At 71.6% G+C, this 25,758-nt stretch carries 22 protein-coding genes and 1 riboswitch; of the genes, 13 read left to right on the forward strand and 9 right to left on the reverse strand.

What is annotated here, in order from left to right; genetic code table 11:
• Positions 1-218: 218 nt before the first annotated feature.
• From C9F11_RS28395 to glgX, 3 genes are all read right to left on the reverse strand, one after another.
• Positions 219-1,604, reverse strand: a complete 1,386-nt coding sequence (locus C9F11_RS28395; protein WP_138961920.1) for a carbohydrate-binding protein — start codon at positions 1,602-1,604, stop codon at positions 219-221.
• A 197-nt stretch (positions 1,605-1,801) separates the two neighbouring features.
• Entirely contained in the window at positions 1,802-2,755 is a 954-nt protein-coding gene (locus C9F11_RS28400; protein WP_138961921.1) for a LysR family transcriptional regulator, read from the reverse strand.
• A gap of 61 nt (positions 2,756-2,816) precedes the next feature.
• Complete coding sequence (gene glgX, locus C9F11_RS28405) at positions 2,817-5,018, reverse strand: glycogen debranching protein GlgX (protein WP_249402235.1); 2,202 nt, start codon at positions 5,016-5,018, stop codon at positions 2,817-2,819.
• Between the two features lie 337 nt (positions 5,019-5,355).
• Here glgX and C9F11_RS28410 point away from each other — a divergent pair, with 337 nt between their 5' ends.
• The 6 genes from C9F11_RS28410 (at position 5,356) to C9F11_RS28435 (ending at position 11,943) form a co-directional block, all read left to right on the forward strand.
• On the forward strand, positions 5,356-6,579 hold the full coding sequence (locus C9F11_RS28410) for an Ig-like domain-containing protein (protein ID WP_249401916.1): 1,224 nt from the start codon (positions 5,356-5,358) through the stop codon (positions 6,577-6,579).
• Between the two features lie 177 nt (positions 6,580-6,756).
• A complete protein-coding gene (locus tag C9F11_RS28415) occupies positions 6,757-7,998 on the forward strand; it encodes an Ig-like domain-containing protein (RefSeq protein ID WP_138961924.1) in 1,242 nt (413 codons plus the stop codon).
• 90 nt (positions 7,999-8,088) lie between these two features.
• Positions 8,089-8,859 carry an enoyl-CoA hydratase-related protein gene (locus C9F11_RS28420; protein ID WP_138961925.1) on the forward strand — a complete coding sequence of 257 codons (771 nt, stop codon included), beginning with the start codon at positions 8,089-8,091 and terminating at the stop codon, positions 8,857-8,859.
• A 264-nt stretch (positions 8,860-9,123) separates the two neighbouring features.
• Positions 9,124-9,627, forward strand: a complete 504-nt coding sequence (locus tag C9F11_RS28425) for an ATP-binding protein (RefSeq protein ID WP_030676216.1) — start codon at positions 9,124-9,126, stop codon at positions 9,625-9,627.
• Positions 9,628-9,994: 367 nt separating this feature from the next.
• Positions 9,995-10,756, forward strand: coding sequence for a polysaccharide deacetylase family protein (locus C9F11_RS28430; RefSeq protein WP_171075865.1), 762 nt, complete (start codon positions 9,995-9,997; stop codon positions 10,754-10,756).
• On the forward strand, positions 10,756-11,943 hold the full coding sequence (locus C9F11_RS28435) for a YncE family protein (RefSeq protein ID WP_138961927.1): 1,188 nt from the start codon (positions 10,756-10,758) through the stop codon (positions 11,941-11,943). The genes C9F11_RS28430 and C9F11_RS28435 overlap by 1 nt, the downstream gene beginning before the upstream one ends.
• A 12-nt stretch (positions 11,944-11,955) precedes the next feature.
• Here C9F11_RS28435 and C9F11_RS28440 read toward each other — a convergent pair whose 3' ends face one another.
• Positions 11,956-12,615 carry a GNAT family N-acetyltransferase gene (locus tag C9F11_RS28440; RefSeq protein ID WP_138961928.1) on the reverse strand — a complete coding sequence of 220 codons (660 nt, stop codon included), beginning with the start codon at positions 12,613-12,615 and terminating at the stop codon, positions 11,956-11,958.
• 81 nt (positions 12,616-12,696) lie between these two features.
• Between C9F11_RS28440 and C9F11_RS28445 the strand changes: the two genes are divergently transcribed.
• Positions 12,697-12,912 (forward strand): EF-hand domain-containing protein, encoded by a 216-nt coding sequence (locus C9F11_RS28445; RefSeq protein WP_138961929.1) that lies wholly within the window; start codon positions 12,697-12,699, stop codon positions 12,910-12,912.
• Positions 12,913-13,184: 272 nt separating this feature from the next.
• Here the strand turns inward: C9F11_RS28445 and C9F11_RS28450 are convergent, their stop codons facing one another.
• The gene (locus tag C9F11_RS28450) at positions 13,185-13,736 is read right to left on the reverse strand and encodes a glycoside hydrolase family 25 protein (RefSeq protein ID WP_138961930.1); all 552 of its coding nucleotides are present in this window, start codon (positions 13,734-13,736) and stop codon (positions 13,185-13,187) included.
• 205 nt (positions 13,737-13,941) lie between these two features.
• Between C9F11_RS28450 and C9F11_RS28455 the strand changes: the two genes are divergently transcribed.
• The gene (locus tag C9F11_RS28455) at positions 13,942-14,817 is read left to right on the forward strand and encodes a phosphatidylinositol-specific phospholipase C (protein ID WP_138961931.1); all 876 of its coding nucleotides are present in this window, start codon (positions 13,942-13,944) and stop codon (positions 14,815-14,817) included.
• A 20-nt stretch (positions 14,818-14,837) separates the two neighbouring features.
• On the opposite strand, the gene C9F11_RS28460 is transcribed toward C9F11_RS28455, so the two are convergent.
• The 4 genes from C9F11_RS28460 to gcvT form a co-directional block, all read right to left on the reverse strand.
• Positions 14,838-16,208 carry an L-serine ammonia-lyase gene (locus C9F11_RS28460; RefSeq protein WP_138961932.1) on the reverse strand — a complete coding sequence of 457 codons (1,371 nt, stop codon included), beginning with the start codon at positions 16,206-16,208 and terminating at the stop codon, positions 14,838-14,840.
• 194 nt (positions 16,209-16,402) lie between these two features.
• Positions 16,403-17,665 carry a serine hydroxymethyltransferase gene (gene glyA, locus C9F11_RS28465; RefSeq protein ID WP_138961933.1) on the reverse strand — a complete coding sequence of 421 codons (1,263 nt, stop codon included), beginning with the start codon at positions 17,663-17,665 and terminating at the stop codon, positions 16,403-16,405.
• A 25-nt stretch (positions 17,666-17,690) separates the two neighbouring features.
• Positions 17,691-18,068 carry a glycine cleavage system protein GcvH gene (gcvH, locus tag C9F11_RS28470; RefSeq protein ID WP_138961934.1) on the reverse strand — a complete coding sequence of 126 codons (378 nt, stop codon included), beginning with the start codon at positions 18,066-18,068 and terminating at the stop codon, positions 17,691-17,693.
• Positions 18,069-18,211: 143 nt separating this feature from the next.
• Complete coding sequence (gene gcvT, locus C9F11_RS28475; RefSeq protein WP_138961935.1) at positions 18,212-19,345, reverse strand: glycine cleavage system aminomethyltransferase GcvT; 1,134 nt, start codon at positions 19,343-19,345, stop codon at positions 18,212-18,214.
• Between the two features lie 175 nt (positions 19,346-19,520).
• Positions 19,521-19,623, reverse strand: a riboswitch (glycine riboswitch).
• Positions 19,624-19,757: 134 nt separating this feature from the next.
• On the opposite strand from gcvT, the gene C9F11_RS28480 reads away from it, so the two are divergent.
• From C9F11_RS28480 to C9F11_RS28500, 5 genes are all read left to right on the forward strand, one after another.
• Positions 19,758-20,522 carry an AAA family ATPase gene (locus C9F11_RS28480; protein ID WP_249401917.1) on the forward strand — a complete coding sequence of 255 codons (765 nt, stop codon included), beginning with the start codon at positions 19,758-19,760 and terminating at the stop codon, positions 20,520-20,522.
• A 70-nt stretch (positions 20,523-20,592) separates the two neighbouring features.
• Positions 20,593-21,378, forward strand: coding sequence for an enhanced serine sensitivity protein SseB (locus tag C9F11_RS28485; RefSeq protein WP_138961936.1), 786 nt, complete (start codon positions 20,593-20,595; stop codon positions 21,376-21,378).
• A 210-nt stretch (positions 21,379-21,588) separates the two neighbouring features.
• Positions 21,589-22,365 carry an enhanced serine sensitivity protein SseB C-terminal domain-containing protein gene (locus C9F11_RS28490; protein WP_138961937.1) on the forward strand — a complete coding sequence of 259 codons (777 nt, stop codon included), beginning with the start codon at positions 21,589-21,591 and terminating at the stop codon, positions 22,363-22,365.
• Between the two features lie 391 nt (positions 22,366-22,756).
• Positions 22,757-23,761 (forward strand): ABC transporter permease, encoded by a 1,005-nt coding sequence (locus C9F11_RS28495; protein WP_138961938.1) that lies wholly within the window; start codon positions 22,757-22,759, stop codon positions 23,759-23,761.
• A 102-nt stretch (positions 23,762-23,863) separates the two neighbouring features.
• Positions 23,864-25,636 (forward strand): ABC transporter substrate-binding protein, encoded by a 1,773-nt coding sequence (locus tag C9F11_RS28500; RefSeq protein WP_138961939.1) that lies wholly within the window; start codon positions 23,864-23,866, stop codon positions 25,634-25,636.
• Positions 25,637-25,758: the final 122 nt, after the last annotated feature.

The raw sequence follows: 25,758 nt of genomic DNA on the forward strand, positions 1-25,758 counted from the left end.
GCCGCCGGCGGACCGGCCACTGTCGGCGCCTCGGTCAAGACCCATCTCACCCATGCGCACGGCAAGTTGGACGTCAGGACCGGGCCGCGGCCGTATCGGAGGGGTACGCCGCGGCATCCTCGGCTGACCCCCCGTAGCGCAGTGGTCCAGCCGAGACCGGAATCCGGTCCTCACGGACCGCGCACCCCCCGGGGCGCGGCCCGCTCAGCCCTGGGTCCTTACCCGCGCTCCCACAACGCGGGGGTGTTCGGGGGCTCCCAGCCCTCCTGTGCCTGGTGCGGCTGGAGGCAGCGGAAGGTCTCGCCGCCGTACGTGACCGCGTCACCGGCCGCGTAGACGGAGCCCGCCGCCCAGGTGCCGCTCGGGTCGCCGGGGCCGGGTCCTGGCCCCGGGTCCTCGCCGCCCGTGGTCTTCAGCGTCAGCTGGAACTGCTGGAGCAGCGGATTGATCGGCTGGTAGAACGTCGTGCCGCCGGAGCTGCAGTTGCCCGAGCCGCCCGAGGTGACGCCCTGCGCCTGGCTGCCGGAGATGTACGAGCCGCCGGAGTCGCCGGGCTCGGCGCACACCGTCGTCCGGGTCACGCCGTTGATGGTGCCCTCGGGGTAGGTGACGCTGGTGTTGTGCTGCGAGATCGTGCCGCAGTGCCATCCGGTGGTCGACCCGGAGCGGCAGATGGAGGCTCCCACCGGCGACTGCGTCGAGCCCGCGACACCCACGCGCGTGCCGCCCTGGCCCTTGACGTACGGGGTCGACGTCCACTGCGAGTTCGCGGCCACCCACGCCATGTCGCGGCCCGGGAAGATCGAGCCGCGGAAGGTGCCCTGCGCGACCCGGTTGAACCCTTGCGTGGCCGTGCCCACGCGGCCGCAGTGGCCCGCCGTGGCGAAGCCCTGGGTGGACCCCTGCGTGATCGGGAACCCGACCGAGCAGCGGCCGCCCATGTAGTACGCGTCGCCGCCGACGAGGTCGTACAGCGGCCGCGGCCGGTCCGTGGTCCGCACCACGCGCACCAGGTCGCGGCCCACGCCCGCGGCGGCCACGAGCCGGTGGGCGGCGGTGGCCCGCACGGCGTCCACGACGACCGCGTTGGCCTTGACGTCGACGTACCAGACCGGGGCGTCCAGCGTCTTCGTCTTCTTCGCGGCCCGGTCGAGCGCGGCCTTGGCCGCGTCGAGCCGGGCGAGGGCGTGGTCGACGACCAGGGCCTTCGCGCCCTTGGCCGTGATGGCGGGGACGTCCTTGCGGTCGGTGGTCGCCACCGTGAGCGTGCCCGAGGTGGCGCCCTGCACCCAGGCGCCCGCGAAGTCACGGCCGAGGGCGTTGCGCAGCGAGCCCGCGACGGCACCCGCCTCGGCCTCGTTGACGAGCCGCGCCTCGGCCTGCGTGGGGGAGAGGCCGAGGTCGCGCTGCATGGCCTCGAGCACCGCGGGCGACGTCCTGGCCACGGCGGCGGTGTCGGCGGGGGACGGGGAGTCGGCGTGGGCGGAGCCGGGGATCGAGGCGAAGACGAGGGCGCCGGCGGCCACGAACGCGGCGCCGGCCGCGGCCAGGCCGCGGCGGTCGGTACATTTCCTGAGGAACGGGGAGGCATCTCTGAACTGCATGGGGGTCTCCTCGGTGTGTCATCGGGGAGGGGGGGATCCGTAGAGCGGGGAAGCGGGATCCGCCCTCTCTCCGGTCGCCCATACCGTAGAAGTCTCAACAGCCGCCCAGTAGATGCCAGTTACCCCCCTGGTCCCGTGTTATGGCCCCCGCCACCAGCTGTTCATCCCCTTCGGCCCGTGGACGACACGCCCGTCCCCTAGCCCACGTCCGCCCCGGGCGACGCCAGCCACGCCGAGTAGCTCTCGCTGCGGGCGGCCGCCTCCGCGTGCGCGGCCCGCGCGTGCGCGAACACCCCCGCCGCGGTGTCGTGCGCGTACGTCTCGGGGTGCCACCCCAGCAGATGCCGCCAGTACAGGGGCGTGCCCGCGAGGGGCCGGGTCACGATCCCGCCCGTCGGCGGAAACGTCGCGCGGCACAGCCCCACCGCCCGCCCCACCTGCACCAGATGCACGCACGACGCGGTGTCGGTCTCGTACACGGACGACGGCGTGAACCCCGCCCGCGCGCACGCGGCGGTGAAGCAGTCCCCGAAGCACCCGTCGCCCGGCACGTCCGTCCACGCCTCGTCCGCGAGGTCCCCCAGCTCGATCTGCGCCTCCCCGGCGAGCCGGTGCTCCGTGGCGAGCATGACGAACACCGGGTCCCGCGCCACCTCGCGCCACACGAGCCGCTCGCGCTCCGGCGGCGCGGCCGCCCCGCACGTGCCGACGAGCGCGAAGTCGAGCCGCCCGTCGGCGACCTGGGCCGCGATCTCCCGCTCCGACCAGGAGGTGTACGTGGACACGGACTGCTCGGGGTGCGCGGCGGCGAGCCGGTCCACCAGGCCGCCGAGCAGCGGCCCGTGGGTGCCGCCGAGCCGGAAGCCGCGCCGGTCCTGCCAGCCGCGCGTGAACCGCTCGGCCTCCTCCTGGAGTTCGCTGACGGCGGGCAGCACGATCCGCGCGCGGGCGAGCACGAACTCGCCGAGGGGAGTGGGCCGCACCCCGGACCTGCCGCGCTCGAACAGCTCGCCCCCCAGGGCCCGTTCGATCCGTTTCAGCTGGGCGCTGAGCGCGGGCTGGGCGAGGCCGAGCGCGGTGGCCGCCTTCGTCAGGCTGCCCGCGTCGGCGATCGCCCGGATCGTCTTCAGGTGCCGCAACTCCAGGTCCATGCGGTGAGCTTCGTCGGCCTCCGGGCCTGGGGCAATACTTTGGTACGGACCTGAATCTCCCTCACGGCACGTCGCTCCCCGGGGACCCGGGCGCCCCGGGCGCGGGCACCGCCCTGAGCAGCAGCGCCGACCGGGCCTCCACGGTCACCTCCGTCCCCGCGGCGAGCAGCGTCCCCGGGGCCTCCCGCTGCTCCTCGCCCGCGGTGTCCACCACCACCTCGTACGCGTCGGCCCACGGCGGCCCCGGCAGCGTGAAGCCCACCGCCCGGTCGGCGCCGTGCAGCACCGCCAGGAAGCTGTCGTCGGTGACCTGCGCGCCGCGCGCGTCCCGGCCCGGTATGTCGCGCCCCGACAGATACATGCCGAGCGTCGCGGCGGGCGCGTACCAGTCGGCCTCCGTCATCTCCGTGCCGCGGGCCGTGAACCACGCCAGGTCCCGCAGGCCGTCCGCCGAGTGGGCGCGCCCGGAGAAGAAGGCGCGGCGCCTCAGCACCGGGTGCCGGTGGCGCAGCGCGATCAGCCGCCGGGCGAGCGCGAGCAGACCGCCCCAGCCGGGGTCGTCGCGCAGCTCCCAGTCCACCCAGCTGATCTCGTTGTCCTGGCAGTACGCGTTGTTGTTGCCGCCCTGCGTGCGGCCCATCTCGTCGCCCGCGACCAGCATCGGCACCCCGGTGGAGAGCAGCAGCGTGGTCAGCAGGTTGCGCAGCTGGCGCCGGCGCAGCGCGTTCACCTCCGGGTCGTCGGTCTCGCCCTCGGTGCCGCAGTTCCACGCGCGGTTGTCGTCGGCGCCGTCCCGGTTGCCCTCGCCGTTGGCCTCGTTGTGCTTGCGCTCGTAGCTCACCAGGTCCCGGAGCGTGAAGCCGTCGTGCGCGGTCACGAAGTTCACCGACGCGTACGGGCGCCGCCCGCCCCACGCGTACAGGTCGCTCGACCCGGACAGGCGGTAGCCCAGGTCGCGCACGTCCGGCAGGGCGCCCCGCCAGAAGTCCCGCACCGCGTCCCGGTAGCGGTCGTTCCACTCGGTCCACAGCGGCGGGAACGCCCCCACCTGGTAGCCGCCCGAGCCCACGTCCCACGGCTCGGCGATCAGCTTCACGCGCCGGAGCACCGGGTCCTGCGCGATCACCGCGAGGAACGGCGAGAGCATGTCGACGTCGTGGAAGGAGCGCGCGAGGGCCGCCGCCAGGTCGAAGCGGAAGCCGTCCACGCCCATCTCGCTCACCCAGTAGCGCAGCGAGTCCGTGATGAGCCGCAGCACCTGCGGGCGCACCACGTGCAGGGTGTTGCCGCAGCCCGTGTAGTCGGCGTACCGCCGGGCGTCCTGCTGGAGGTGGTAGTAGGCGTGGTTGTCGACGCCCTTCAAGGAGAGCGTCGGGCCCATCTCCCCGGCCTCCGCCGTGTGGTTGTAGACGACGTCGAGGATCACCTCGATCCCGGCCTCGTGCAGCGCCCGCACCATCCGCCGGAACTCCCCGACCTGCTGCCCGGTGGTGCCGGTCGCCGCGTACGCCGCGTGCGGCGCGAAGTAGCCGATCGAGTTGTACCCCCAGTAGTTGCGCAGGCCCCGCCGCAGCAGATGGTCCTCGTGCGCGAACTGGTGCACCGGGAGCAGCTCGACGGCCGTCACCCCGAGGCGTACGAGGTGGTCTATGGCCGCCGGGTGCGCGAGCCCCGCGTACGTGCCGCGCAGCGGCTCGGGCACGTCCGGGTGGCGCATGGTGAAGCCGCGCACGTGCAGTTCGTAGATGACGGAGTCGGCCCACGGGGTCTTGGGGCGGCGGTCGTCGGCCCACTCGTCGTCCGCCGCGTCGTCGTGCACGACGACGCCCTTCGGCACGAAGGGCGCCGAGTCCCGGTCGTCGCGCACGGTGTCCGCCACGTGCTGCTGCGGCCAGTCCCGCACGTGGCCGTACACCTCCGGCGGCAGCGATCCGTAGTCCTGCCCGGGGCCCGCGTCGACCGCGCGCGCGTACGGGTCCAGGAGCAGCTTCGCCGGATTGAAGCGGGCGCCGGTCCAGGGGTCCCAGCGGCCGTGCACGCGGTAGCCGTACCGCTGCCCGGGGAGCGCGCCGGGCACGAAGCCGTGCCAGATCTCGTGCGTCAGCTCGGTGAGCGGGCAGCGCGTCTCCGTGCCGTCCGCGCCGAACAGGCACAGGTCCACGGCCTCGGCGCCGCCCGCCCACAGCGCGAAGTTCGTGCCCGCCACCCCGTCCGGGCCCACCCGGAAGCGGGCGCCGAGCGGCGTCGGCGCCCCCGGCCACACCGGGCGCGTGGGGGCGGGGCGGACCTTGCCGCCGCGCCCGCCGTTGCGCTCGGCCGCCGCGCCGCCGGGCCTGACCCGGTCCACGGCACGCGCCCCCTTGACTGCCCCCTGCTCGGGTGCACTCGACACCTGTCAGCCTCCCGCGGCTCGGCCCCGTCGGCGTGCGGCCGGGGCATGCGGCGTCCCGGCCGCGGCTCCCCGGCCGACGTCCTTCCCCCTGTTCTGCCCAGCGGGCGCGTCGCACTCACGTTTCCCGGGGCGGGGCAGCCTCGTTGGGCCCGACGTGAGACAGGCAACGAGGCGCGCTCGGCGCGCACGGACCGCGCTGAGGCTCGCGGTGGCATGGACGGGACTGGTACTCGCGGCATCGGGCTGCTCCGGTACGGCGCTCGACGGGGTGCTCGGCCGCCCCCGCTCGCCCGCCGACGCGATCCGGGTGACACCCGGCGACGGGAAGAAGGGCGTGCGGCCCGAGAAGCACCTGAAGGTGGAGGTGCCGGACGGACGCCTGGAGTCGGTGCGCGTCGTCCGGTCCCAGGACGCCCAGGAGACCGAGGTGAAGGGCCGCGTGTCCGCCGACGGCATGAGCTGGCGCCCCCTGGCGCGGGGCGGGGACGAGAAGCTGGCGCTCGCCGCCAAGTACACCGTGGACGCCGTCGCGCTCGACGGCCACGGCCGCCGCTCCGCGCGCCACACCACGTTCACCACGTACGTCCCCGAGGAGCGCTTCATCGGGTACGTCACCCCGGAGCACCGCGCCACGGTCGGCACCGGCATGATCGTCTCGCTCGAGTTCAACCGCGAGATCACCGACCGGGCCGCCGTGCAGCGCGCCATCCGCGTCACGGCCGAGCCCGCCGTGGAGATCCGCCCGCACTGGTTCGGCAGCACCCGCGTCGACTTCCGCCCCGAGAAGTACTGGAAGCCCGGCACCAAGGTCACCGTGGGCCTGCGGCTGCGCGACGTCGAGGCCGCGCCCGGCGTCTACGGCCTCCAGGAGAAGTCCTTCTCCTTCACCGTCGGCCGCAGCCAGGTCAGCCTCGTCGACGCCGCCGCGCACACCATGCGGGTGCGCCGCGACGGGGAGCCGGTCACCACCGTCCCGATCACCGCGGGCGCCCCGAAGACGACGACGTACAACGGCAAGATGGTGATCACCGAGATGCTGGAGGTGACCCGCATGAACAGCCGCACGGTCGGCTTCGGCGGGGAGTACGACATCCCGGACGTGCCGCACGCCATGCGCCTGACCACCTCGGGGACCTTCCTGCACGGCAACTACTGGGCGCCGAACGCGCCGGGGAACAGCAACGTCAGCCACGGCTGCGTGGGCCTGCGCGACGTGAAGGGCGGCAGTTCCAAGACCCCGGCGGGCTGGTTCTTCGACCGCAGCCTCATCGGCGACGTGGTCGAGGTCGTCAACAGCCATGACAAGAAAGTGGCTCCTGACAACGGCCTCGGAGGCTGGAACATGGATTGGGAGGAGTGGCGGTCCGGGAAGAAGTCAGGGCAGGCACATAAGTCCACCAAGGGGGACAAGAAGGAGCGCTCGAACCGCTGATGCCACCACCGGCCCGCACGAAGGTCGTAGTTGGAACGGAACGGTGACATTTGGCGGGGAGTCATCGGTGCGGGCCGTGTGGTTATCTGGCGCAGTGCGCGAGACGGAGGGTCTTTCCCGGTCGCGCGGCGACGGATGAGTGCGGGCCTGTCGGGGCCGTGCGAGGGGAGAAACATCGTGAACGGGCGACCGATATCGGGGGCGTCGGCCCATGCGCGAAAGCGCGCGGGGCGGCGGGGCGCCAGGGGACTGACCGCGGTGGTGTCGGGGGCGACGCTGCTGCTCGTGGCCGCGTGCGGAGGCGGCTCGGACTCGGGGGACGGGGGCGGGGGCAAGGACGGGGCGGACTCGGACAAGCCGTCGCAGGCCGTCGTGACCATCGCCCCCAAGGACGGTGCGAACGCCGTGGCGACCGCCGGGGCGCTGCGGATATCGGCCGCCAAGGGCAAGCTGACCGAGGTCTCGGTCAAGGACCCCAAGGGCAAGCCGGTGCCCGGGAAGATCGTCGCGGATGGCGCGAAATGGTCCCCCGAGCGGCACCTCGCCTCCGGCACCAAGTACAAGGTCCACGCGATCGCCAAGGACTCCGACGGCCGCGTCGCGGCCAAGGACTCGTCGTTCACGACGCTCGTGCCGAAGAACACCTTCGTCGGCCAGTTCGCGCCGGAGGACGGCACGAAGGTCGGCGTCGGCATGCCGTTCTCGGTGCGCTTCACGCGGGGCATCACCGCGCCGGACGCCGTCGAGAAGGCGATCGACATCAAGACCGAGCCCTCGGTGCCGGTCGAGGGCCACTGGTTCGGCAACGACCGCCTGGACTTCCGCCCCGAGAAGTACTGGAAGCCGGGCACCAAGGTCACCGTCCGGATGAACCTGGACGGGGTCGAGGGCCGCCCGGGCGTCTACGGCAAGCAGGTCAAGACGCTCCGCTTCGAGATCGGCCGCAGCCAGGTCTCCGTCGTGGACGTCAAGACCAAGCAGATGACCGTCAAGCGCGACGGCAAGGTCATCAAGAAGATCCCCGTCACCACGGGCAAGCCCGGGTACGAGACGTGGAACGGCCAGATGGTCATCAGCGAGCGCCTCAAGGTCACGCGCATGAACGGCGAGACCGTCGGCTACGGCGGCGAGTACGACATCAAGGACGTGCCGCACGCCCAGCGCCTGTCCACCTCCGGCACCTTCATCCACGGCAACTACTGGGGCGGCGGCGCCTTCGGCAACTACAACGCCTCGCACGGCTGCATCGGCCTGCGCGACGTGCGCGGCGGCTACGACAAGAACGTCTCCGCGGCCTGGTTCTTCGACCGTTCGATGGTCGGCGACGTGGTGGTCGTCAAGAACTCCAACGACAAGGTCATCGCCCCGGACAACGGCTACAACGGCTGGAACATGTCCTGGGACGAGTGGAAGGCGTAGCGCCCTCGCGTACTCCTCGACGGGGCCCGGTGCACGGTGTGACCAAGTGCACCGGGCCCTTCTGCGCTAACGACCGCTAACGTGCCCGTCATGACATCTGTGCATCTCGAAGTCGCCGAGGGCGTCGGTACGATCCGCCTCGACCGCCCGCCCATGAACGCCCTGGACATCGAGCTCCAGGACCGCCTGAAGGAGCTCGCGGCGGAGGCCACCGACCGCGACGACGTGCGGGCCGTCGTGATCTACGGCGGGGAGAAGGTGTTCGCGGCGGGCGCGGACATCAAGGAGATGCAGAACATGGACCACCGGGCCATGGTGCTGCGCTCCCGGGCCCTGCAGGACGCCTTCACCGCGATCGCCCGCATCCCCAAGCCCGTCGTCGCCGCCGTCACCGGCTACGCCCTCGGCGGCGGCTGCGAGCTCGCGCTCTGCGCGGACTTCCGCGTCGCGGGCGACAACGCCAAGCTCGGCCAGCCGGAGATCCTGCTCGGCCTGATCCCGGGCGCCGGCGGCACCCAGCGCCTGCCGCGCCTGATCGGCCCGTCCAAGGCCAAGGACCTCATCTTCACCGGCCGCCAGGTCAAGGCCGACGAGGCCCTCGCCATCGGCCTGGTGGACCGCGTGGTGCCCGCCGCCGACGTGTACACCGAGGCCCACGCGTGGGCGGCGCGGCTCGCCCGCGGCCCGGCGCTCGCGCTGCGCGCCGCGAAGGAGGCCGTCGACCAGGGCCTGGAGGCGGACATCGACACCGGGCTCGCCGTGGAGCGCACCTGGTTCGCGGGCCTCTTCGCCACCGAGGACCGCGAGCGCGGCATGCGCAGCTTCGTGGAGGACGGGCCAGGTAAGGCTAAGTTCCTCTGAGATCCGGCCAGTTGAGGTTCCGTCAGCCAAAGTTTCCCCCGAAGGGGCGGATTGTCGCAGGCTTAAGAGAGCCTTAAGCCCGCCGCTTTCGAGGCGCTCTGTGATCTCTGATGAGCACGCAGTCATCGCAGGTCAGGATGGGTGTACCGAACCTCTAACTGCCCATGGCATATGACGTGCCCGCCCCCTGGAACGGAAGCTTCCGGGGGGCTCATTCCGCCGGAACGGCCCCAATGGGGCCCGGGGGCGGCCATGATGGGGGGCATGGCGGGGCAGGAGGGCTTTGAACAGTCGCGGCGGCGCGCGGGCGCCACCGCGGCGCGCTGGTCTCCGGCGGTGGAGGACGAACACGCCCTGAAGGCGCTGGAGTTGTTCGGCAACCCCACCGACGCCGAGGTCCAGCTCCCGTCCCGTCCCGAGTCCGCCGCCATCGCCCGCCGCCTCGCCCAGGTCGTCGTCCTGCGCCACTGGGGCCTGTCGCCCAAGCTCACCGAGGACGTCGTGCTCCTCGTGTCCGAGCTCGTCGGCAACGCCGTACGGCACACCGGCGCCCGCGTCTTCGGTCTGCGCACGCACCGGCGGCGCGGCTGGATCCGGGTCGAGGTCCGCGATCCCTCGCGCGGCCTGCCGTGTCTGATGCCCGTCCACGAGCTCGACATCAGCGGCCGCGGACTGTTCCTCGTCGACAAGCTCGCCGACCGCTGGGGCGTGGACCTGCTGCCGCGCGGCAAGACGACGTGGTTCGAGATGCGCATCACCGACCGCTAGCGGTCGCGCCCGTCCGGGTACGCGAAAGCCCCCGGGGCCGTGGGTGGCGGCGCTGTCGGGGGCCTTCGAGCGGGGCCGGGACCGGTGTGGGTGTGGTCCGCGGCCCGTAAGGCGACGTAGCTCGGGTCAAAGAGGGTCGCTTCGTCGACTATGGCAGACGGGGGCCTCCGATCCAAAAGTCCCCATTCGGGCATTCATGGACGTACCATGACAGTTTAAAGGTGAATCCTTGGTGAGATAGAGCACGCGCCTTGTAAACGATGGCTAAACGGCGCCTGTGAGGGTCTATCGCGAGCCTAAGCGGAATCTCTTGGTCTGGACCGCCCCTCATGTCAATCAGCGGCTTTCGGGGGCCGCCGCCCTATAAATGGGTCGCGTGACTTCGACCGACCGGCGCGGCGCGCTGCGCATCGGCACCGGGCTCGCCCTCGCCCCCCTCGCGGGCTGCGCCACGGCGGCAGAGCGTGAGCCGCGCCCCGCGCGCACGCCGCACCGGGGGCCGGCGCCGGGCCCCCGCGCCTTCCCCGGCCTGCCCGTGCAGATCGCGCACAGCCCGCGCGGACGGCGTGAGGTCGCGCTCACCTTCCACGGCCAGGGCGACCCGGCCACCGCCCGCGCGCTGCTCGGCGAGGCCGAGCGGGCGGGCGCCCGCGTCACCGTCCTCGCCGTCGGCACCTGGCTCGACGAGCACCCCGACCTGGCCCGGCGCGTCCTCGACGGCGGCCACGACCTGGGCAACCACACCCTGCGCCACCGCGCCGTCAACAGCCTCCCCGAAGCCGAGGCCTACGCCGAGATCACCGGCTGCGCGGACCGCCTGCGGCGCCTCACCGGCGGCATCGGCAGCTGGTTCCGCCCCTCGCGGGCCGAGCGGGCGACGCCGCTGGTCGCCCGCCTGGCCCGGCGCGCGGGCTACCCGCACGTCCTCTCCTACGACGTCGACTCCCTCGACTTCACCTCGCCCGGCGCCCCGGCCGTCACCCGCAAGGTCGCCGCCGAGGTCCGTGCGGGCTCCGTGGTGAGCCTGCACTTCGGGTACGCGGACACGGTCGCCGCGCTCCCCGCCGTCCTGGACGACCTCCACCGCCGCGGCCTGCGCGCCGTCACGACCACGGAGCTGTTCACCTGATGCGACACCTGACCCTGGCCACGCGCGCCGCCGCCCTGCTCGCGGGCGCGGCCGTCCTCACCGCCCTCGCGGGCTGCGGCACCGAGCGCGGGGGCCGCGAGAACAAGGCCCTCGCGACCAAGGCGCCCGTCAAGCCCGCCGAGCCGAAGCGGGTCCATGGCCTGCCCGGGATGCCGCCGGTCCTCGACGCCAAGGACGTCTACGCCGCCGACCGCCCCAACAAGCTCTCCCCGGTGGTCAAGGACTTCCCGTCCCGCGTGTACGTGCCCAACACCAACTCCAACACGGTCTCCGTCATCGACCCCAGGACGTACAAGGTCATCGACACGATCCCCGTCGGCGTCCAGCCCCAGCACGTCGTCCCCTCCTGGGACATGAAGACGCTCTGGGTCAACAACAACCGCGGCCACACCCTCACGCCCATCGACCCCAGGACCGGCGACGCGGGCAAGCCGGTCGAGGTCCACGACCCGTACAACCTCTACTTCACGCCCAACGGCAAGTACGCCGTCGTGATGGCGTCCCTCGACCGCGAGCTGGTCTTCCGCGACCCGCACACCATGGAGCGGAAGAAGACCGTCCCGGTCAGCTGCTACGGCGTCAACCACGCCGACTTCTCCCTCGACGGCCGCTACTTCATCGTCTCCTGCGAGTTCAGCGGCGAGCTCCTGAAGGTCGACACCGAGAAGATGAAGGTCGTCGGCCAGCAGAAGCTGCCCTTCGACGGGGCCATGCCGCAGGACGTGAAGATGTCCCCCGACGGCAAGAAGTTCTACGTCGCCGACATGATGGCCGACGGCATGTGGGTCCTCGACGGCGACACCTTCGGCAAGCCCAAGCTCCTGCCCACCGGCAAGGGCTGCCACGGCCTGTACGTCAGCCGCGACTCCCGCGAGATGTACGTGTCGAACCGGGGCGAGGGCACGGTCTCCGTCTTCGACTTCCACCGGGACGGGCTCACCAAGAAGTGGCGCCTGCCGGACGGCGGGAGCCCGGACATGGGCGGCGTCTCGGCCGACGGCCACACGCTGTGGCTCTCCGGCCGGTACGACTCCGAGGTCTACGCCATCGACACCCGGACCGGCGTCCAGGTGGCCCGCATCCCCGTGGGCGGGGGCCCGCACGGCCTGGCCGTCTACCCGCAGCCGGGCCGGTACTCACTGGGGCACACGGGCATCTTCCGCTGACAAGGGCTGTCGCTACCGGGCGGAGAACAGGGCCTCCGCGCCCACCGGGCGGAACCCCGCCGCCTGGAAGGCTCGGACGCTGCGGGAGTTGCCGGGGGCCTGCTGGGCCCACACCGGTGCGCCTTCGGGGGCGAGGTGCCGCGCCGCCGAGGCGAGGGCCCGGCCGAGCCCGCGGTGGCGTGCCGACTCGTCGACCTCCACGGAGACCTCCCAGCGCCCCGCGACCCCGCGCCCGAGGACGACGACGCCGCCCGCTCCGGACGTCCACACCCGCACGTCGTCACGCCGCTTGAGGGCCCGCGCCACGCGAGGGTGGCCGGGGTCGTCCAGCTCGCGCAGGCCGAGCGCGGGGTCGGGCGGACCGGGCAGGGCGGAGGCGACCGTGACGAGGTCGATGGTGTCGACCGCGCGGCCGGTCCGCTGCCCGAAGGCGGTGAGGAACGCCGGGTTCATCGTCGCGGCCAGCGGGTCGCAGCCGACGGCGGCCACGGTGGCACGTACCCAGTCCGGGTCCTCGTCGGTGAAGACGACCGAGTGCGCGGTGAACGACATCACTCCCGCGTCGCGCGGGGAGGGCTGCGGGACGACGGTCGTGGCACCGTCGGCGGGCGGGAAGTCGCCCTGGACGGCCGCGACGAGGATGTCACCGAACGTCGCTGATGCGCTGGCCATGGCCGGACTCCTTGCAATCGTCACTCAGACCGGCCGTTACCCTAACCCCCGTCAGTAGGACACGAGGAAGGGGCGGACCCGGTGGCGGACATCGAGGAAGCACGCAAGCAGTTCGACCGGTTCGACGCGGACGGCGACGGCTACATCACGGCGGCGGAGTACAAGACCGCCATGGCGCAGATGGGGGACTGGAACGTCACCGAGTCGGTGGCCGAGGCCATCATCAAGTCCAAGGACCTGAACGGCGACAAGCTGCTCTCCTTCGACGAGTTCTGGGCCAGCCTGAACAAGGCCTGAGCAGACCTCGCAGCACCGGACGGGCCAGGATTCTCCTGGCCCGTCCGACGTTTCACGCTCCGTGCCCGGCGCCCCTGGCACCCCGCCCCTTCATCGCGCTGGCGCGCTCGTCCTCAAACGCCGGACGGGCTGCATACCCACGGCCCGAGCCGGAGACCTCGGCGCCGCGCACGTCGTCGTGACGGACTCCGCGAAGGACGTCGCGGGGGAGACCGGGCGGCACCCTGGGCAAGATCGTGGTGCGGCCGTAGCCACGGGGGCGCGGGGCCGGGCTACGGCGTGGCCCAGTCCCGCATCGCGTCCTTGTCGGGGAAGTCCGCCACGTTCTTGTCCAGGGGCGTCGACGTGTACTGGTGGATGCGCCACTCGGCGCGGATGCGGGGCTTGCCCGCCGCCACGTAGTCGGCGATCCACAGGCCGTCGCCCGCGTACGACGTCGTGTCCCGGTTCAGCCAGAAGTCGCGGTTGGTGTACAGGACGGTCCGCAGGTTCGGGCGGAGCCGCTTCACCTCCTTGATGAAGCGGTCCTTCTCCGCGTTCGTCGCCGCCGTGTGGTCGCCCGTCCACTCCCAGTCGACGGCCAGGAAGTCGCCCGCCCGCTCCGGGGCCTCGGCCACGAAGTACTCCGCCTGGGCCGTGATGTTGCCGGGCCACAGGAAGTGGTAGAAGCCCAGGACGCAGTCGGCGTCACGGGCGCGTTCCGTCTGGGCCGCCAGGCGTGGATTGATGTAGGAGCGGCCCTCGGTGGCCTTGACGACGACGAAGGAGACGCCGTCGGTCGAGAAGGACGACTGGTGGGAACTGACGTCGATGCCGCGCAGCATGAATGGCCTCCGGAGGCGGGGGAGGAGGGAAGCGGGTCGCGGCCGGGGAACGGGGGGTGGGGGGTTCGCCCCGGCGGTCGGTGAGCGGTCGGCGAGCGGTCGGTGAAACGTGAACTGCTGACTGTGGATTGACCGTTCCCCCCTACTGGCGTTCCCATCCATACTGAGGGCTCTTCCCACGCCCCCCACCCCCACGGGAACCCACATGGCCCTCAGCCGTCGCACCTTCCTCGCCGCCGCCGGTGCCACCGCGTCCGCCGCCCTCGTCGGCACGTCCACGGCGCGGGCCGTCGCCCGCCCCCTCGACGGCCGCGACTGGCTGGCGGGGATCGACTCCTCGACTCCCCTCCAGCGCCTCACGATTCCCGGTACGCACGACTCCGGGGCCCGCTTCGGCGGCTGGTGGGCGGAGTGCCAGAACACCACGCTCGGCCAGCAACTGGCCTCCGGCATACGGTTCCTGGACATCCGGTGCCGGGCCTTCGAGGGCTCCTTCACCATCCACCACGCGGCGTTCTACCAGAACCTGAACTTCGACGACGTGCTCGGCTCCTGCCGGGACCTCCTGGCCGCCCGGCCGTCGGAGACCGTCCTCATGCGGGTCAAGCAGGAGTACTCGCAGGAGGGCGACAGCGCGTTCCGCGCGATCTTCGACGACTATCTGGACCGGCGCGGGTGGCGGTCCCTCTTCCACATCGGGCAGGCCTGGCCGCGCCTCGGCGACGTGCGCGGCCGCGTCGTCCTCATCGCCGACAACGGCGGCCTGCCGGGCGGCATCCGGTGGGGCGACACCGGGACCTTCGACCTCCAGGACGACTGGAACGCCGCCCCGGGGGCGAAGTACCCGAAGGTCGAGGCGCACTTCCGCAAGGCCGCGGCCCAGCCCGGCAAGCAGTACGTCAACTTCGTGAGCACGGCGGCCGGGCTGCCGCCGCGCTGGAACTCCGACGAGCTGAACCCGAAGGCGCACGCCCTCCTGGAGAGCGCCGAGGGGCGGGCCTGGCGTGGGCTCGGGATCGTGCCGATGGACTACCCGAACACCCGCGCCGGCCTGGTGGAGTCACTCATCGCCCACAACTAGGGCCCTCGCGAAGGCCCGGGTCAGCACTCGATGATGTTCACGGCGAGGCCGCCGCGCGCGGTCTCCTTGTACTTCACGCTCATGTCGGCGCCGGTCTCCTTCATGGTCTTGATGACCTTGTCGAGGGACACCTTGTGGGAGCCGTCGCCGCGCATGGCCATGCGGGCGGCGGTGACCGCCTTCACCGCGGCCATGCCGTTGCGCTCGATGCACGGGATCTGGACGAGGCCGCCGACCGGGTCGCAGGTCAGGCCGAGGTTGTGCTCCATGCCGATCTCGGCGGCGTTCTCCACCTGCTCCGGGGAGCCGCCGAGGACCTCGGCGAGGGCGCCCGCCGCCATCGAGCAGGCGGAGCCGACCTCGCCCTGGCAGCCGACCTCGGCGCCGGAGATCGACGCGTTCTCCTTGAAGAGCATGCCGATGGCGCCGGCCGCGAGCAGGAAGCGGACCACGCCCTCCTCGTCGGCGCCGGGCACGAAGTTCATGTAGTAGTGCAGGACGGCCGGGATGATGCCCGCGGCGCCGTTCGTCGGGGCGGTCACGACGCGGCCGCCCGCGGCGTTCTCCTCGTTCACCGCCATCGCGTACAGCGTGATCCACTCCATCGCGCGGGCCTGCGGGTCGCCCTCGGCGCGCAGCTGGCGGGCGGAGTGGGCGGCGCGGCGGCGGACCTTCAGGCCGCCGGGCAGGATGCCCTCGCGGGACATGCCGCGCGAGACGCAGGCCTGCATGACGCGCCAGATGTCGAGCAGGCCCTCGCGGATCTCCTCCTCGGTGCGCCAGGCCTTCTCGTTCTCCAGCATCATCGCGGAGATGGACAGGCCCGTCTCGGCGGAGAGGCGCAGCAGCTCGTCACCGGTGCGGAAGGGGTACTTCAGGACCGTGTCGTCGGGCACGATCGGGCTCTGGCCCTCGACGGCCGCCTCGTCGACGACGAAGCCGCCGCCTACCGAGTAGTAGGTCTTCTCCAGGACGAGGGCGCCTTCGCGGTCGTACGCGAAGATCGTCATGCCGTTCGCGTGGTACGGCAGGGCCTTGCGGCGGTGCAGGACCAGGTCCTCGTCGAAGTCGAAGTCGATCTCGTGCATGCCGAGGACGTTGAGGCGGCCGGAGGTCTTGATCTCCTCGACGCGGTCGTCGGCCGTCTCCACGTTCACCGTGCGCGGGGACTCGCCCTCCAGGCCGAGGAGGACGGCCTTGGGCGTGCCGTGGCCGTGGCCGGTGGCGCCGAGGGAGCCGTACAGCTCGGCGCGTATGGCCGTGGTGTGGGCCAGCAGGCCCTCGTTCTTGAGGCGGCGGGCGAACATGCGCGCCGCGCGCATCGGGCCGACCGTGTGGGAGCTGGACGGGCCGATGCCGATCGAGAACAGGTCGAAGACCGAGATGGCCACGAGAGAACTCCAATGGTGGGTGGTAGACGCCGTTGTCTGCCGGTCGTGCGAGGGCGGTGCTGCGCGGGCTCGGCGGGCTTTCACGGGCTTGCGGGTCTGCTGGTCGGGCACGCGGTGCGGGGCACCGCGCACACCGTCCTCAGGTCCAGTGTGCGCGGTGCCCCGGAAGTCCGTACCAATAAAAGCGTACGAAACTACTTCAGGCCGGGGTACAGCGGGTGCTTCGCGGCCAGAGCGGACACCCGGCCCCGCAGGGACTCGGCGTCGAAGCCGGGCTTCAGCGCCTCCGCGATGATGTCGGCGACCTCGCGGAAGTCCTCGGCCTGGAAGCCGCGGGTGGCCAGGGCCGGGGTGCCGATGCGCAGGCCGGAGGTGACCATCGGCGGGCGCGGGTCGTTCGGGACGGCGTTGCGGTTGACCGTGATGCCGACCTCGTGGAGGCGGTCCTCGGCCTGCTGGCCGTCCAGCTCGCTGTTCCGCAGGTCGACCAGGACCAGGTGCACGTCCGTGCCGCCCGAGAGGACGTCCACGCCGACGGCCTTGGCGTCGTCCTGGACCAGGCGCTCGGCCAGGATGCGGGCGCCGTCCAGGGTGCGCTGCTGGCGCTCCTTGAACTCCTCGGACGCCGCGACCTTGAAGGAGACGGCCTTGGCCGCGATCACGTGCTCCAGGGGGCCGCCCTGGAAGCCGGGGAAGACCGCGGAGTTCAGCTTCTTCGCGAAGTCCTTGTTGCGGGCCAGGATGATGCCGCCGCGCGGGCCGCCGAGCGTCTTGTGCGTGGTGGAGGTCACCACGTCCGCGAACGGCACCGGGTTCGGGTGCAGGCCCGCGGCGACGAGACCGGCGAAGTGCGCCATGTCGACCCACAGGTACGCGCCGACCTCGTCGGCGATCCGGCGGAACTCGGCGAAGTCGAGCTGACGCGGGTAGGCGGACCAGCCCGCGATGATCACCTTCGGGCTGTTCTCCTTGGCCAGGCGCTCGACCTCGGCCATGTCGACCAGACCGGCCTCGTCCACGTGGTACGGGACCACGTTGAACTGCTTGCCGGAGAAGTTCAGGCGCATGCCGTGGGTGAGGTGGCCGCCGTGCGCCAGGTCCAGACCGAGGATCGTGTCGCCGGGCTTGGCGATGGCGAAGAGCGCGGCCTGGTTCGCGGAGGCGCCGGAGTGCGGCTGGACGTTGGCGTACTCGGCGCCGAACAGCTCCTTGACCCGGTCGATCGCGATCTGCTCGGCCACGTCGACGTGCTCGCAGCCGCCGTAGTAGCGGCGGCCGGGGTAGCCCTCGGCGTACTTGTTGGTGAGGACCGTGCCCTGGGCCTCCATGACGGCGACCGGAGCGAAGTTCTCCGAGGCGATCATTTCCAGGGTGGACTGCTGGCGGTTCAGCTCGGCGTCGACGGCCGCGGCCACGTCCGGGTCGAGCTCGTGGAGAGGGGTGTTCAGAAGCGACATCGGAAGATCAGTCCTTACGCCGTGGTCAGCTGCCTGCGAACTCGGTGTACTCGTCGGCGGAGAGCAGGTCGCCCGGCTCCTCGGCGACGCGCACCTTGAACAGCCAGCCGCCCTCGAAGGGAGCCGAGTTCACCAGGGACGGGTCGTCCACAACGTCCTGGTTGGCCTCGACGACCTCACCGGAAACCGGCGAGTACAGGTCGCTGACCGACTTCGTCGACTCCAGCTCGCCGCAGGTCTCGCCCGCGGTGACCGTGTCGCCGACCGACGGCAGGTCGGCGTAGACGACGTCACCGAGCGCGTTGGCCGCGAACTCGGTGATGCCGACCGTCGCCACACCGTCCTCGGTGGCCGACAGCCACTCGTGCTCCTTGCTGTAACGCAGCTGCTGGGGGTTGCTCATGGCGTGAATTCTCCTGTACGCGGGCGTGTGCTGATGAACGCGGGGATGTGCAGTCTTACGGAGTGAGACGGGACGGACGGGTCACCGGCGGACGGACCGGACTCCGGTGCGTCCGCGGGATCAGGTCCGGCGCGGGCCGTGCGTCACTTCTGCCGCTTGTAGAACGGCAGCGCCACCACCTCGTAGGGCTCGTGGGTGCCGCGGACGTCCACGCCCACGCCCGCCGTGCCCGCCTGCGCGTGCGCCGGGTCCACGTACGCCATCGCGATCGGCTTGCCGAGCGTCGGCGACGGGGCGCCGGAGGTGACCTGGCCGATGACCTCGCCGTTCGCCACGACGTCCATGCCCGCGCGCGGCACCCGGCGGCCCTCGGCGACAAGCCCGACGAGCTTGCGCGGGGGCGCGCTCTCGGCGCGCTCCGCGGCGGCCTTCAGGGCGTCGTGGCCCACGAAGTCGTCGGCGTGGGTCGTCTTGTCGAACTTCACGACCCGGCCGAGGCCCGCGTCGAAGGGCGTGAGCGACGTCGTCAGCTCGTTGCCGTACAGCGGCATGCCCGCCTCCAGGCGGAGCGTGTCGCGGCAGGAGAGGCCGCATGGCACGAGCCCCACGGGGGTACCCGCGTCCGTGAGCGCCCGCCAGAGCTTCTCCGCGTGCTGCGGCTGCACGAACAGCTCGAAGCCGTCCTCGCCGGTGTAGCCGGTGCGGGCGATCAGGGCGGGCACGCCCGCCACGGTGCCCGGCAGGCCCGCGTAGTACTTCAGGCCGTCCAGGTCGGCGTCCGTGAGGGACTTCAGGATGCCGGGGGACTCCGGGCCCTGCACCGCGATCAGGGCGTAGGCGTCGCGGTCGTCGCGGACCTCGGCGTCGAAGCCCGCGGCGCGCTCGGTGAGGGCGTCCAGGACGGTCTGGGCGTTGGAGGCGTTGGCCACGACCATGTACTCGGTCTCGGCCAGGCGGTAGACGATCAGGTCGTCCAGGATGCCGCCGTCCTGCTGACAGATCATGGTGTACCGGGCGCGGCCCACGGAGACGGAGCCGATGTTGCCGACGAGCGCGAAGTTCAGCAGGTCCACGGCCTGGGTGCCGGTGACGGTGATCTCGCCCATGTGGGAGAGGTCGAAGAGGCCGGCCTTGGTGCGCACGGCGTTGTGCTCGTCGCGCTCGCTGCCGTACCGCAGCGGCATGTCCCAGCCCGCGAAGTCGGTCATCGTGGCGCCCAGCGAACGGTGCAGGGCGTCGAGGGCGGTCTGACGTGGGGCGCGTGCGGTCTGACTCATCAGTACTGGCTCCAGGGCATGACGGGCGAGGTCTGTCCTCCCCATCTGTCATAAACCTGAGAGGTTCACCACGCCCCGTGCGTATGACGGAGCATGACTTGCACCTTGGGTGGAGCCGTCCCGCGGGCCGAGCTGGTCGCGCTCGTCGGGGGAGTGGCTCGCTTTTCAGATGTGCCTCGCCCGCGCGGTACGGGGCCTGAGAGATTCAAGGGAGGAACTTGCTCCTTCGGCGCCCCACGACGCTCCTGCGTCACCGGGGACTCTCCCGCGCGGATTCAAGCGGCCGGTATGGAGTTGGCGCGCACATCATTGCACGCGCCCCCGCTTCACAACAGCCGCAACCAGGGAGTCCCCCGCTGTCGTCTTCGTAGGGCATTACCTTCTCTTTACATACGACGGAGAAGTACTGGGGATGAGTGACGTGACGAGCATGGGGAGGCCGATCACGGTGCGCAGGAGCAGTGCTTACGCGACGACCACGGGTGTCTCGCTGCCCAGGGCGGGGGCGGTGCTGCCCGGCGCGGGCGTCGCCCTGCCCCCGCAGCCGGGCGCCCCCGCGGCGCCCGCGCGGGAGGCCGTCGCCGCCTCCCACCGGCCCGCGGTGCGCGACCTCAGGGGCCGCTCCGGGCGCGGCCCGACCGGCCTGGTGTTCGCCGCAGGTGACGTCGTGGTGGTCTCCGGCCTGCCCGGCAGCGGCAAGTCCACGCTGATGCGGCGCGCCGTGGCGGGCCCGCGCGTGGACTCCCAGGACACCCGCGACCGCTGGGCGGCCCGGGTGCCGCGCCGGATCCCGTACGCGCTCTACCGCCCCCTCGTCCGCCTCGCGCACTACGCGTACCTGCGCCGGACGCTGCGCGCGGGCAGCGGCGTCGTCGTCCACGACTGCGGCACCCAGCCGTGGGTGCGCCGCTGGCTCGCCCGCGCGGCGGCCCGGCGCGGGGCCACGCTGCACCTGCTCCTCCTCGACGTGCCCGCCCCCGTGGCCCTCGACGGCCAGCGCGCCCGGGGACGCGGGGTCTCCCGGTACGCCTTCGCGCGCCACCGCAGGACGGTCGGCCGCCTCGTCCGGGCCGCCGAGAGCGGGCGCCTGCCGCGCGGCTGCGGCTCGGCGGTGCTGCTCGACCGGGAGGCGGCGGGGGCGTTGCGCGCGCTGGGCTTCGAGGGACAGGGCGGGTAGGGCGGGGCGCGCGGGCCCGGCGGCGTTAGGGTCGGGCCGCAGACAGCACGCAGAGCAGAGGTCGAGGCAGATGGACTTTCCGGGGGACGTACCGGCACAGGCGCACGCCCATCCCTACGGCGGCTGGCCCGCCAACGAGCTGGAGGAGGTGCTCGCCGCCTCGCTCGGCGCGCCGCCGTCCGAGGCGACGGGCGCCCGCATGGTCGAGGTGCTCGGCCGCAGCAGGGTGTGGATCCCGCTGCCGAACGGGGGCGGGCCCGAGAGCGGCACGCTCGACCTGCCGACGCTGGAGCTCGACGGGCAGGCGTACGTGCCCGTCTTCACCTCGGAGCAGGAGTTCCAGCAGGCCACCGGCGGGCGGATGAGCTGCACGGTGGCGCCCGCGGTGGAGTTCGCGCGCGGCCTGGCGCCGGAGCTCGGCATCGCGCTCAACCCGGAGGGCACGGTGGCGGTGCCGCTGCCGCCCGCCGCGGTGGCCGCGCTGTGCCGGGTGGGGCGCACGGAGCTGGACGGGCCCGCGAGCGGCGGCCGGGTGCGGCTGTTCGAGCCGGACTGGCAGGACGACCCGGTGGACTTCCTGTCCGCCGCGGCGCAGGAGTTCGAGGCGGCGGGCGCGGTGCTCAGCGCGCGGCGCTGTCTCGCCACCGTCGAGGACGAGGCCCCCACCCTGTTCATCGGCGTCGAGCTGTCCTCCTGGGAGGGCGACGCCCGCGACCTGCCCATGGCGGCCCTCGGCCGCGCCCTCGGCCGGGCCGCGGTGCCGTGGCCGGTCAACCTGGTCCTCCTGGACGTGGCCCAGGACCCGGTGGGCGACTGGATGAAGGCCCGCCTCCGCCCGTTCTTCACCGCGGGCTAGGGGTCCGGCGCCCCCCGGGGCAGCGCCCCGAAGGGGCGCGGGGAACTGCGCGACCAGCCACGGACGGCCCGCAGACATCCGACGGCAGAGCACGGCACAGCACGGCGACACCTGTTCAAGCGCTAAGTAGCCACGCCCCGCTTAAGCTGGTGCCCGGTGACGCGGTCGGCGCAACGACCGCGCAGGGCACGTCGCGAAGGGGCGGTTAGGGTGAGCGCGTCGGGCACCGCTGCGGCCGGACAGGTCGAGCACATGCTGCGCCAGGTGACGCCGGGGCGCTATGACGCGTACGAGGCGCTCCTGCACGCCCTCGCCGACGGCAAGGTGTGGATGCTGCTCTGGCACGGCCAGGCCGGATCCCCCGACGCCCAGTACGGCAACATGGAGGTGGAGGGGTACGGCTACGCGCCGTGCGTGACCTCCGCCCAGGAGCTCTCCGCCAGCGGCTGGAACCGCGGCTACGAAGTGGTCGGCGGCCTCGACGTGGCCCGCGCCCTGTACCCGGACCACTACGGCCTGTGGCTCAATCCGCACGCCCCGGGCGGCGGCGTCGGCATCCCCTGGCTCGATCTGCGGCGCATCGCGGGCGGCCTCGCCAGCCAGCCCGCGGGCCCGCTGCGGCTGACCGACCCGACCATCGAACTCCCGCAGTTCTACGCGCTGTTGACCCAGAACGCGCACCGCACCCCGGCCGTCCGCGCGCTGCGCCGCGCCTGGGTGCAGCCGGTGCTCGGCGCGCCCTATCTGGCCATCGGCCTGGACGTGTACGACACCTCGCCCGCGTCCGTCGACTCGGTCCGCGCGATGATGCAGCAGTCCATCGGCGCCGTCCCCGAGGGCCTGCCCGTGTCGACCGTCGCGATGGCCGATCCGCACGACCCGGTGGCGCTGTGGCTGCGCGCCAACGCCCGGCCGTTCTACGACCGCGACGCGCAGGGGGCTCCCGCTCCCGCCGCGGGCGGATACGGCTATCCCGCACAGTACTGAGACATCTCGTACGAAAGACGTAGCAATCCCACTGCGCGCCCCGCGCGGCGAACAGGACAGTGGCTGGATTCCGTTTGCCGTCGGCGAGCTGATCAGCGTCGTTGTGCGCGATGTCCCCTTCTGGGGCAGGCGTGCGTGTATGGGCGCGTGTGGCTCCTGTGCCCCCAACTGCCCCGTGTTCGCCCGGCGTTCAGTGACGTCCGGATAACGGAACACCTCGATCAGCATCACGGTTGCGCATCCATTCCCCGACAAGTCTGGTAACAGATCACGACCCCGTTGAAGACTCCCGCTCCAAGGGGCCTTCGCCCCTGTGTACGACGGACTGATCACGTCGCTACAGCGGCAAGTGCGGGCCGGTCACCGCCGGTTGAGAGGGGTCCCTGCCACGATGACGGCGCCATTGCATGACACACCTGCGGACGCGAAACCCACGGAGGAAGTCGCCCCCGCAGCTGGTGCAGGGGGGAAGAAGGTCGAGGGGCGGTCCCTCACCCAGATCGCCTGGAACCGGCTGAAGCGCGACAAGGTCGCCCTCGCGGGCGGCATCACGGTGGTCCTCCTGGTCCTCGTGGCGGTGTTCGCGCCCCTGATCGTCGGCCTGCTCGGACACCCGCCGAACGACTTCCACCAGGAGAAGCTGGACCCGCTGACGAACCTGCCCACGGGCTCGTTCGGCGGCGTGAGCAGCGACTACCTCTTCGGAGTCGAGCCCAACAAGGGCCGCGACGTGTTCAGCCGGATCGTCTACGGAGCACGCATCTCGCTGCTCGTGGCCTTCCTCGCCGCGATCGTCGCCGTGGTGCTCGGCACCCTCTTCGGGATCATCGCCGGCTACTTCGGCGGCTGGATCGACGCCCTGATCAGCCGCGTGATGGACGTGCTGCTCTCCTTCCCGCAGCTGCTCTTCATCATCTCCCTGGTCTCGGTCCTTCCCGACGACTTCCTGGGCCTTCAGGGGACGAGCGTGCGCGTCTCGATCCTCGTCCTGGTCATCGGCTTCTTCGGCTGGCCGTACATCGGGCGCATCGTGCGCGGCCAGACGCTCTCGCTCAGGGAGCGCGAGTACGTGGAGGCCGCCAAGAGCCTCGGCGGCGGCCGGCGCCACATCCTCTTCCGCGAACTCCTGCCGAACCTCGTGGCGCCCATCACCGTCTACGCGACGCTGATGATCCCCACGAACATCCTCACGGAGGCCGCCCTCAGCTTCCTGGGCGCGGGTGTCAAGCCGCCGACCGCCTCCTGGGGAGGCATGCTGCGCGACGCCCTCGAAACGTACGAGCACGACCCGATGTTCATGGTCTTCCCGGGTGTGACGATCTTCATCACGGTGCTCGCCTTCAACCTCTTCGGGGACGGTCTGCGCGACGCGCTCGACCCCAAGGGAACCCGCTAGCAGACCCGACTGACTTGCCCCCTGCCGCTGGTCAGGTGGCTCTTTCCATGGTTCTTCGGCAGCGATAAGCCAGGGACCGCGAATCTGGAAGGTTGCGAGAAAATGCCCACACTTCCCCCGAAAAGGCGGCTCGCCGCGGGCGCGGCCCTCGTCGTCGCGGCCCTGGTGACCACCACGGCCTGCGGCAGCGGCGACGGTGACGGCGACGGCGACGGCAAGGGAGCCGGCTACAACGCCGCCCTGAACAAGGTCGCCAAGGCGTCCAAGAAGACCGGTGGCACCCTGCGCATGGTCGGGAAGCAGGACCTCGACTCCGCCGACCCGCAGCGCGCGTACTACGGCATGTCCTGGGACTTCATGCGCTTCTACACCCGCCAGCTGGTGTCGTACGACACCAAGCCCGGCAAGGCGGGCACGAAGCTGGTGCCGGACCTCGCCAAGTCCACGGCGAAGATCTCGGCCGACGGCAAGACCTACACGTACGAGCTGCGCGACGGCCTCACCTGGGAGGACGGCTCGCCGCTGACCTCCAAGGACATCAAGTACGGCATCGAGCGCATCTGGGCCAAGGACACCATCACCGGTGGCCCCGGCTATCTGCGCCAGGCGCTCGACCCCAAGGGCGAGTACCCGGGTCCGTACAAGGACAAGTCGGCGGACAAGCTCGGTCTGAAGGCGATCCAGACGCCGAACGACAAGACCATCGTCTTCAAGCTGCCCAAGCGCAACGGTGACTTCGAGCAGTTCCTCGCGATGCCCTCCGGCTCCCCGGTGAAGGCGGCGAAGGACACCAAGGCGAAGTACACCTCGCGGCCGTTCTCCTCGGGCCCGTACAAGTTCGACACGTACAAGCCCGGCAAGAAGATCGTGCTCGTGCGCAACGACAAGTGGAAGAAGGCCTCGGACCCGATCCGCCCGGCGCTCCCGGACAAGATCGACGTCACCATCTCCGCCAACCTGGAGGAGAACGACAAGCGCCTGATGGCCGGCGACTACGACGTCGACCTCAACGGCACCGGCATGACCCAGTCGGGCCGCGTCACCGCCGTCCAGAAGCACCGCGACAGCGTCGACAACATGCACACGTCCTTCGTGCGCTACGTCGCCCTGATCCACACGGCGAAGCCGTTCGACAACGTCCACTGCCGCAAGGCCGTCTTCTACGCCACGGACTTCGCGAGCCTGCAGCAGACCCGCGGCGGCAAGCTCGCCGCCGGTGACATCGCCAACAGCACCTTCCCCAAGGCGATCCCGGGCTACAGCGACTACGACCCGTACGGCGTGCTCGAGCGCAAGGGCAAGCCGGACCTGGCCAAGGCCAAGGACGAGCTCAAGCAGTGCGACAAGCCGGACGGCTTCAGCGCCAAGCTGACCGCCCGCAACAACAACCCGGGTGAGGTCGACGCCGCCGAGGCGCTCCAGGCCCAGCTGAAGAAGGCCAACATCAACGTCGACGTCGAGTCCCTCGACGGCGCCGACTCGGCCAGCATCACCGGTTCGCCCTCCGTGGTGAAGAAGCGCGGCTACAGCATGCAGATGTCCGGCTGGGGCCCCGACTTCCCGTCCGGCCAGGGCTACGCGCAGCCGCTGTTCGACTCCCGCTTCCTGGTCGAGAACGGCAACTACAACGAGTCGCAGATCAAGGACAAGAAGATCGACGGGCTCTTCGACAAGGCGATCGCCGAGACCGACCCGGTCAAGGCCGGTGAGATCTACAAGCAGCTCGACAAGCGCATCCTCGACCAGGCCGACTGGATGCCCTTCCTCTACGAGAAGAACATCACCTGGCGCGGACCGCGGCTGACCAACGCCTACATGTCCGACGCCTACAACGGCCGGTACGACTACGTCTCGCTCGGCGTCAGCAGCAAGTAGCGCCCCACCGCCACGGCGGGCAGCCCCCGCCGTGGCACCCGTAGTTGATCAACCGTCACAACGCCGCCGATATCCGCCAGTCCGAAGGGCAGGTGATGGCCCCGGGCGGTGGCCCCGCACCC

Source organism: Streptomyces sp. YIM 121038 (assembly GCF_006088715.1).
Taxonomy (GTDB): domain Bacteria; phylum Actinomycetota; class Actinomycetes; order Streptomycetales; family Streptomycetaceae; genus Streptomyces.

What these genes read in the sequence shown, in the direction of transcription:
- C9F11_RS28395 (WP_138961920.1), bottom strand. Translation starts at nt 1,604, where the DNA reads ATGCAGTTCAGAGATGCCTCCCCGTTCCTCAGGAAATGTACCGACCGC.
- C9F11_RS28400 (WP_138961921.1), bottom strand. Translation starts at nt 2,755, where the DNA reads ATGGACCTGGAGTTGCGGCACCTGAAGACGATCCGGGCGATCGCCGAC.
- C9F11_RS28420 (WP_138961925.1), top strand. Translation starts at nt 8,089, where the DNA reads ATGACATCTGTGCATCTCGAAGTCGCCGAGGGCGTCGGTACGATCCGC.
- C9F11_RS28425 (WP_030676216.1), top strand. Translation starts at nt 9,124, where the DNA reads ATGGCGGGGCAGGAGGGCTTTGAACAGTCGCGGCGGCGCGCGGGCGCC.
- C9F11_RS28430 (WP_171075865.1), top strand. Translation starts at nt 9,995, where the DNA reads ATGGGTCGCGTGACTTCGACCGACCGGCGCGGCGCGCTGCGCATCGGC.
- C9F11_RS28435 (WP_138961927.1), top strand. Translation starts at nt 10,756, where the DNA reads ATGCGACACCTGACCCTGGCCACGCGCGCCGCCGCCCTGCTCGCGGGC.
- C9F11_RS28440 (WP_138961928.1), bottom strand. Translation starts at nt 12,615, where the DNA reads ATGGCCAGCGCATCAGCGACGTTCGGTGACATCCTCGTCGCGGCCGTC.
- C9F11_RS28450 (WP_138961930.1), bottom strand. Translation starts at nt 13,736, where the DNA reads ATGCTGCGCGGCATCGACGTCAGTTCCCACCAGTCGTCCTTCTCGACC.
- C9F11_RS28455 (WP_138961931.1), top strand. Translation starts at nt 13,942, where the DNA reads ATGGCCCTCAGCCGTCGCACCTTCCTCGCCGCCGCCGGTGCCACCGCG.
- glyA (WP_138961933.1), bottom strand. Translation starts at nt 17,665, where the DNA reads ATGTCGCTTCTGAACACCCCTCTCCACGAGCTCGACCCGGACGTGGCC.
- gcvH (WP_138961934.1), bottom strand. Translation starts at nt 18,068, where the DNA reads ATGAGCAACCCCCAGCAGCTGCGTTACAGCAAGGAGCACGAGTGGCTG.
- gcvT (WP_138961935.1), bottom strand. Translation starts at nt 19,345, where the DNA reads ATGAGTCAGACCGCACGCGCCCCACGTCAGACCGCCCTCGACGCCCTG.
- C9F11_RS28480 (WP_249401917.1), top strand. Translation starts at nt 19,758, where the DNA reads ATGAGTGACGTGACGAGCATGGGGAGGCCGATCACGGTGCGCAGGAGC.
- C9F11_RS28485 (WP_138961936.1), top strand. Translation starts at nt 20,593, where the DNA reads ATGGACTTTCCGGGGGACGTACCGGCACAGGCGCACGCCCATCCCTAC.
- C9F11_RS28495 (WP_138961938.1), top strand. Translation starts at nt 22,757, where the DNA reads ATGACGGCGCCATTGCATGACACACCTGCGGACGCGAAACCCACGGAG.
- C9F11_RS28500 (WP_138961939.1), top strand. Translation starts at nt 23,864, where the DNA reads ATGCCCACACTTCCCCCGAAAAGGCGGCTCGCCGCGGGCGCGGCCCTC.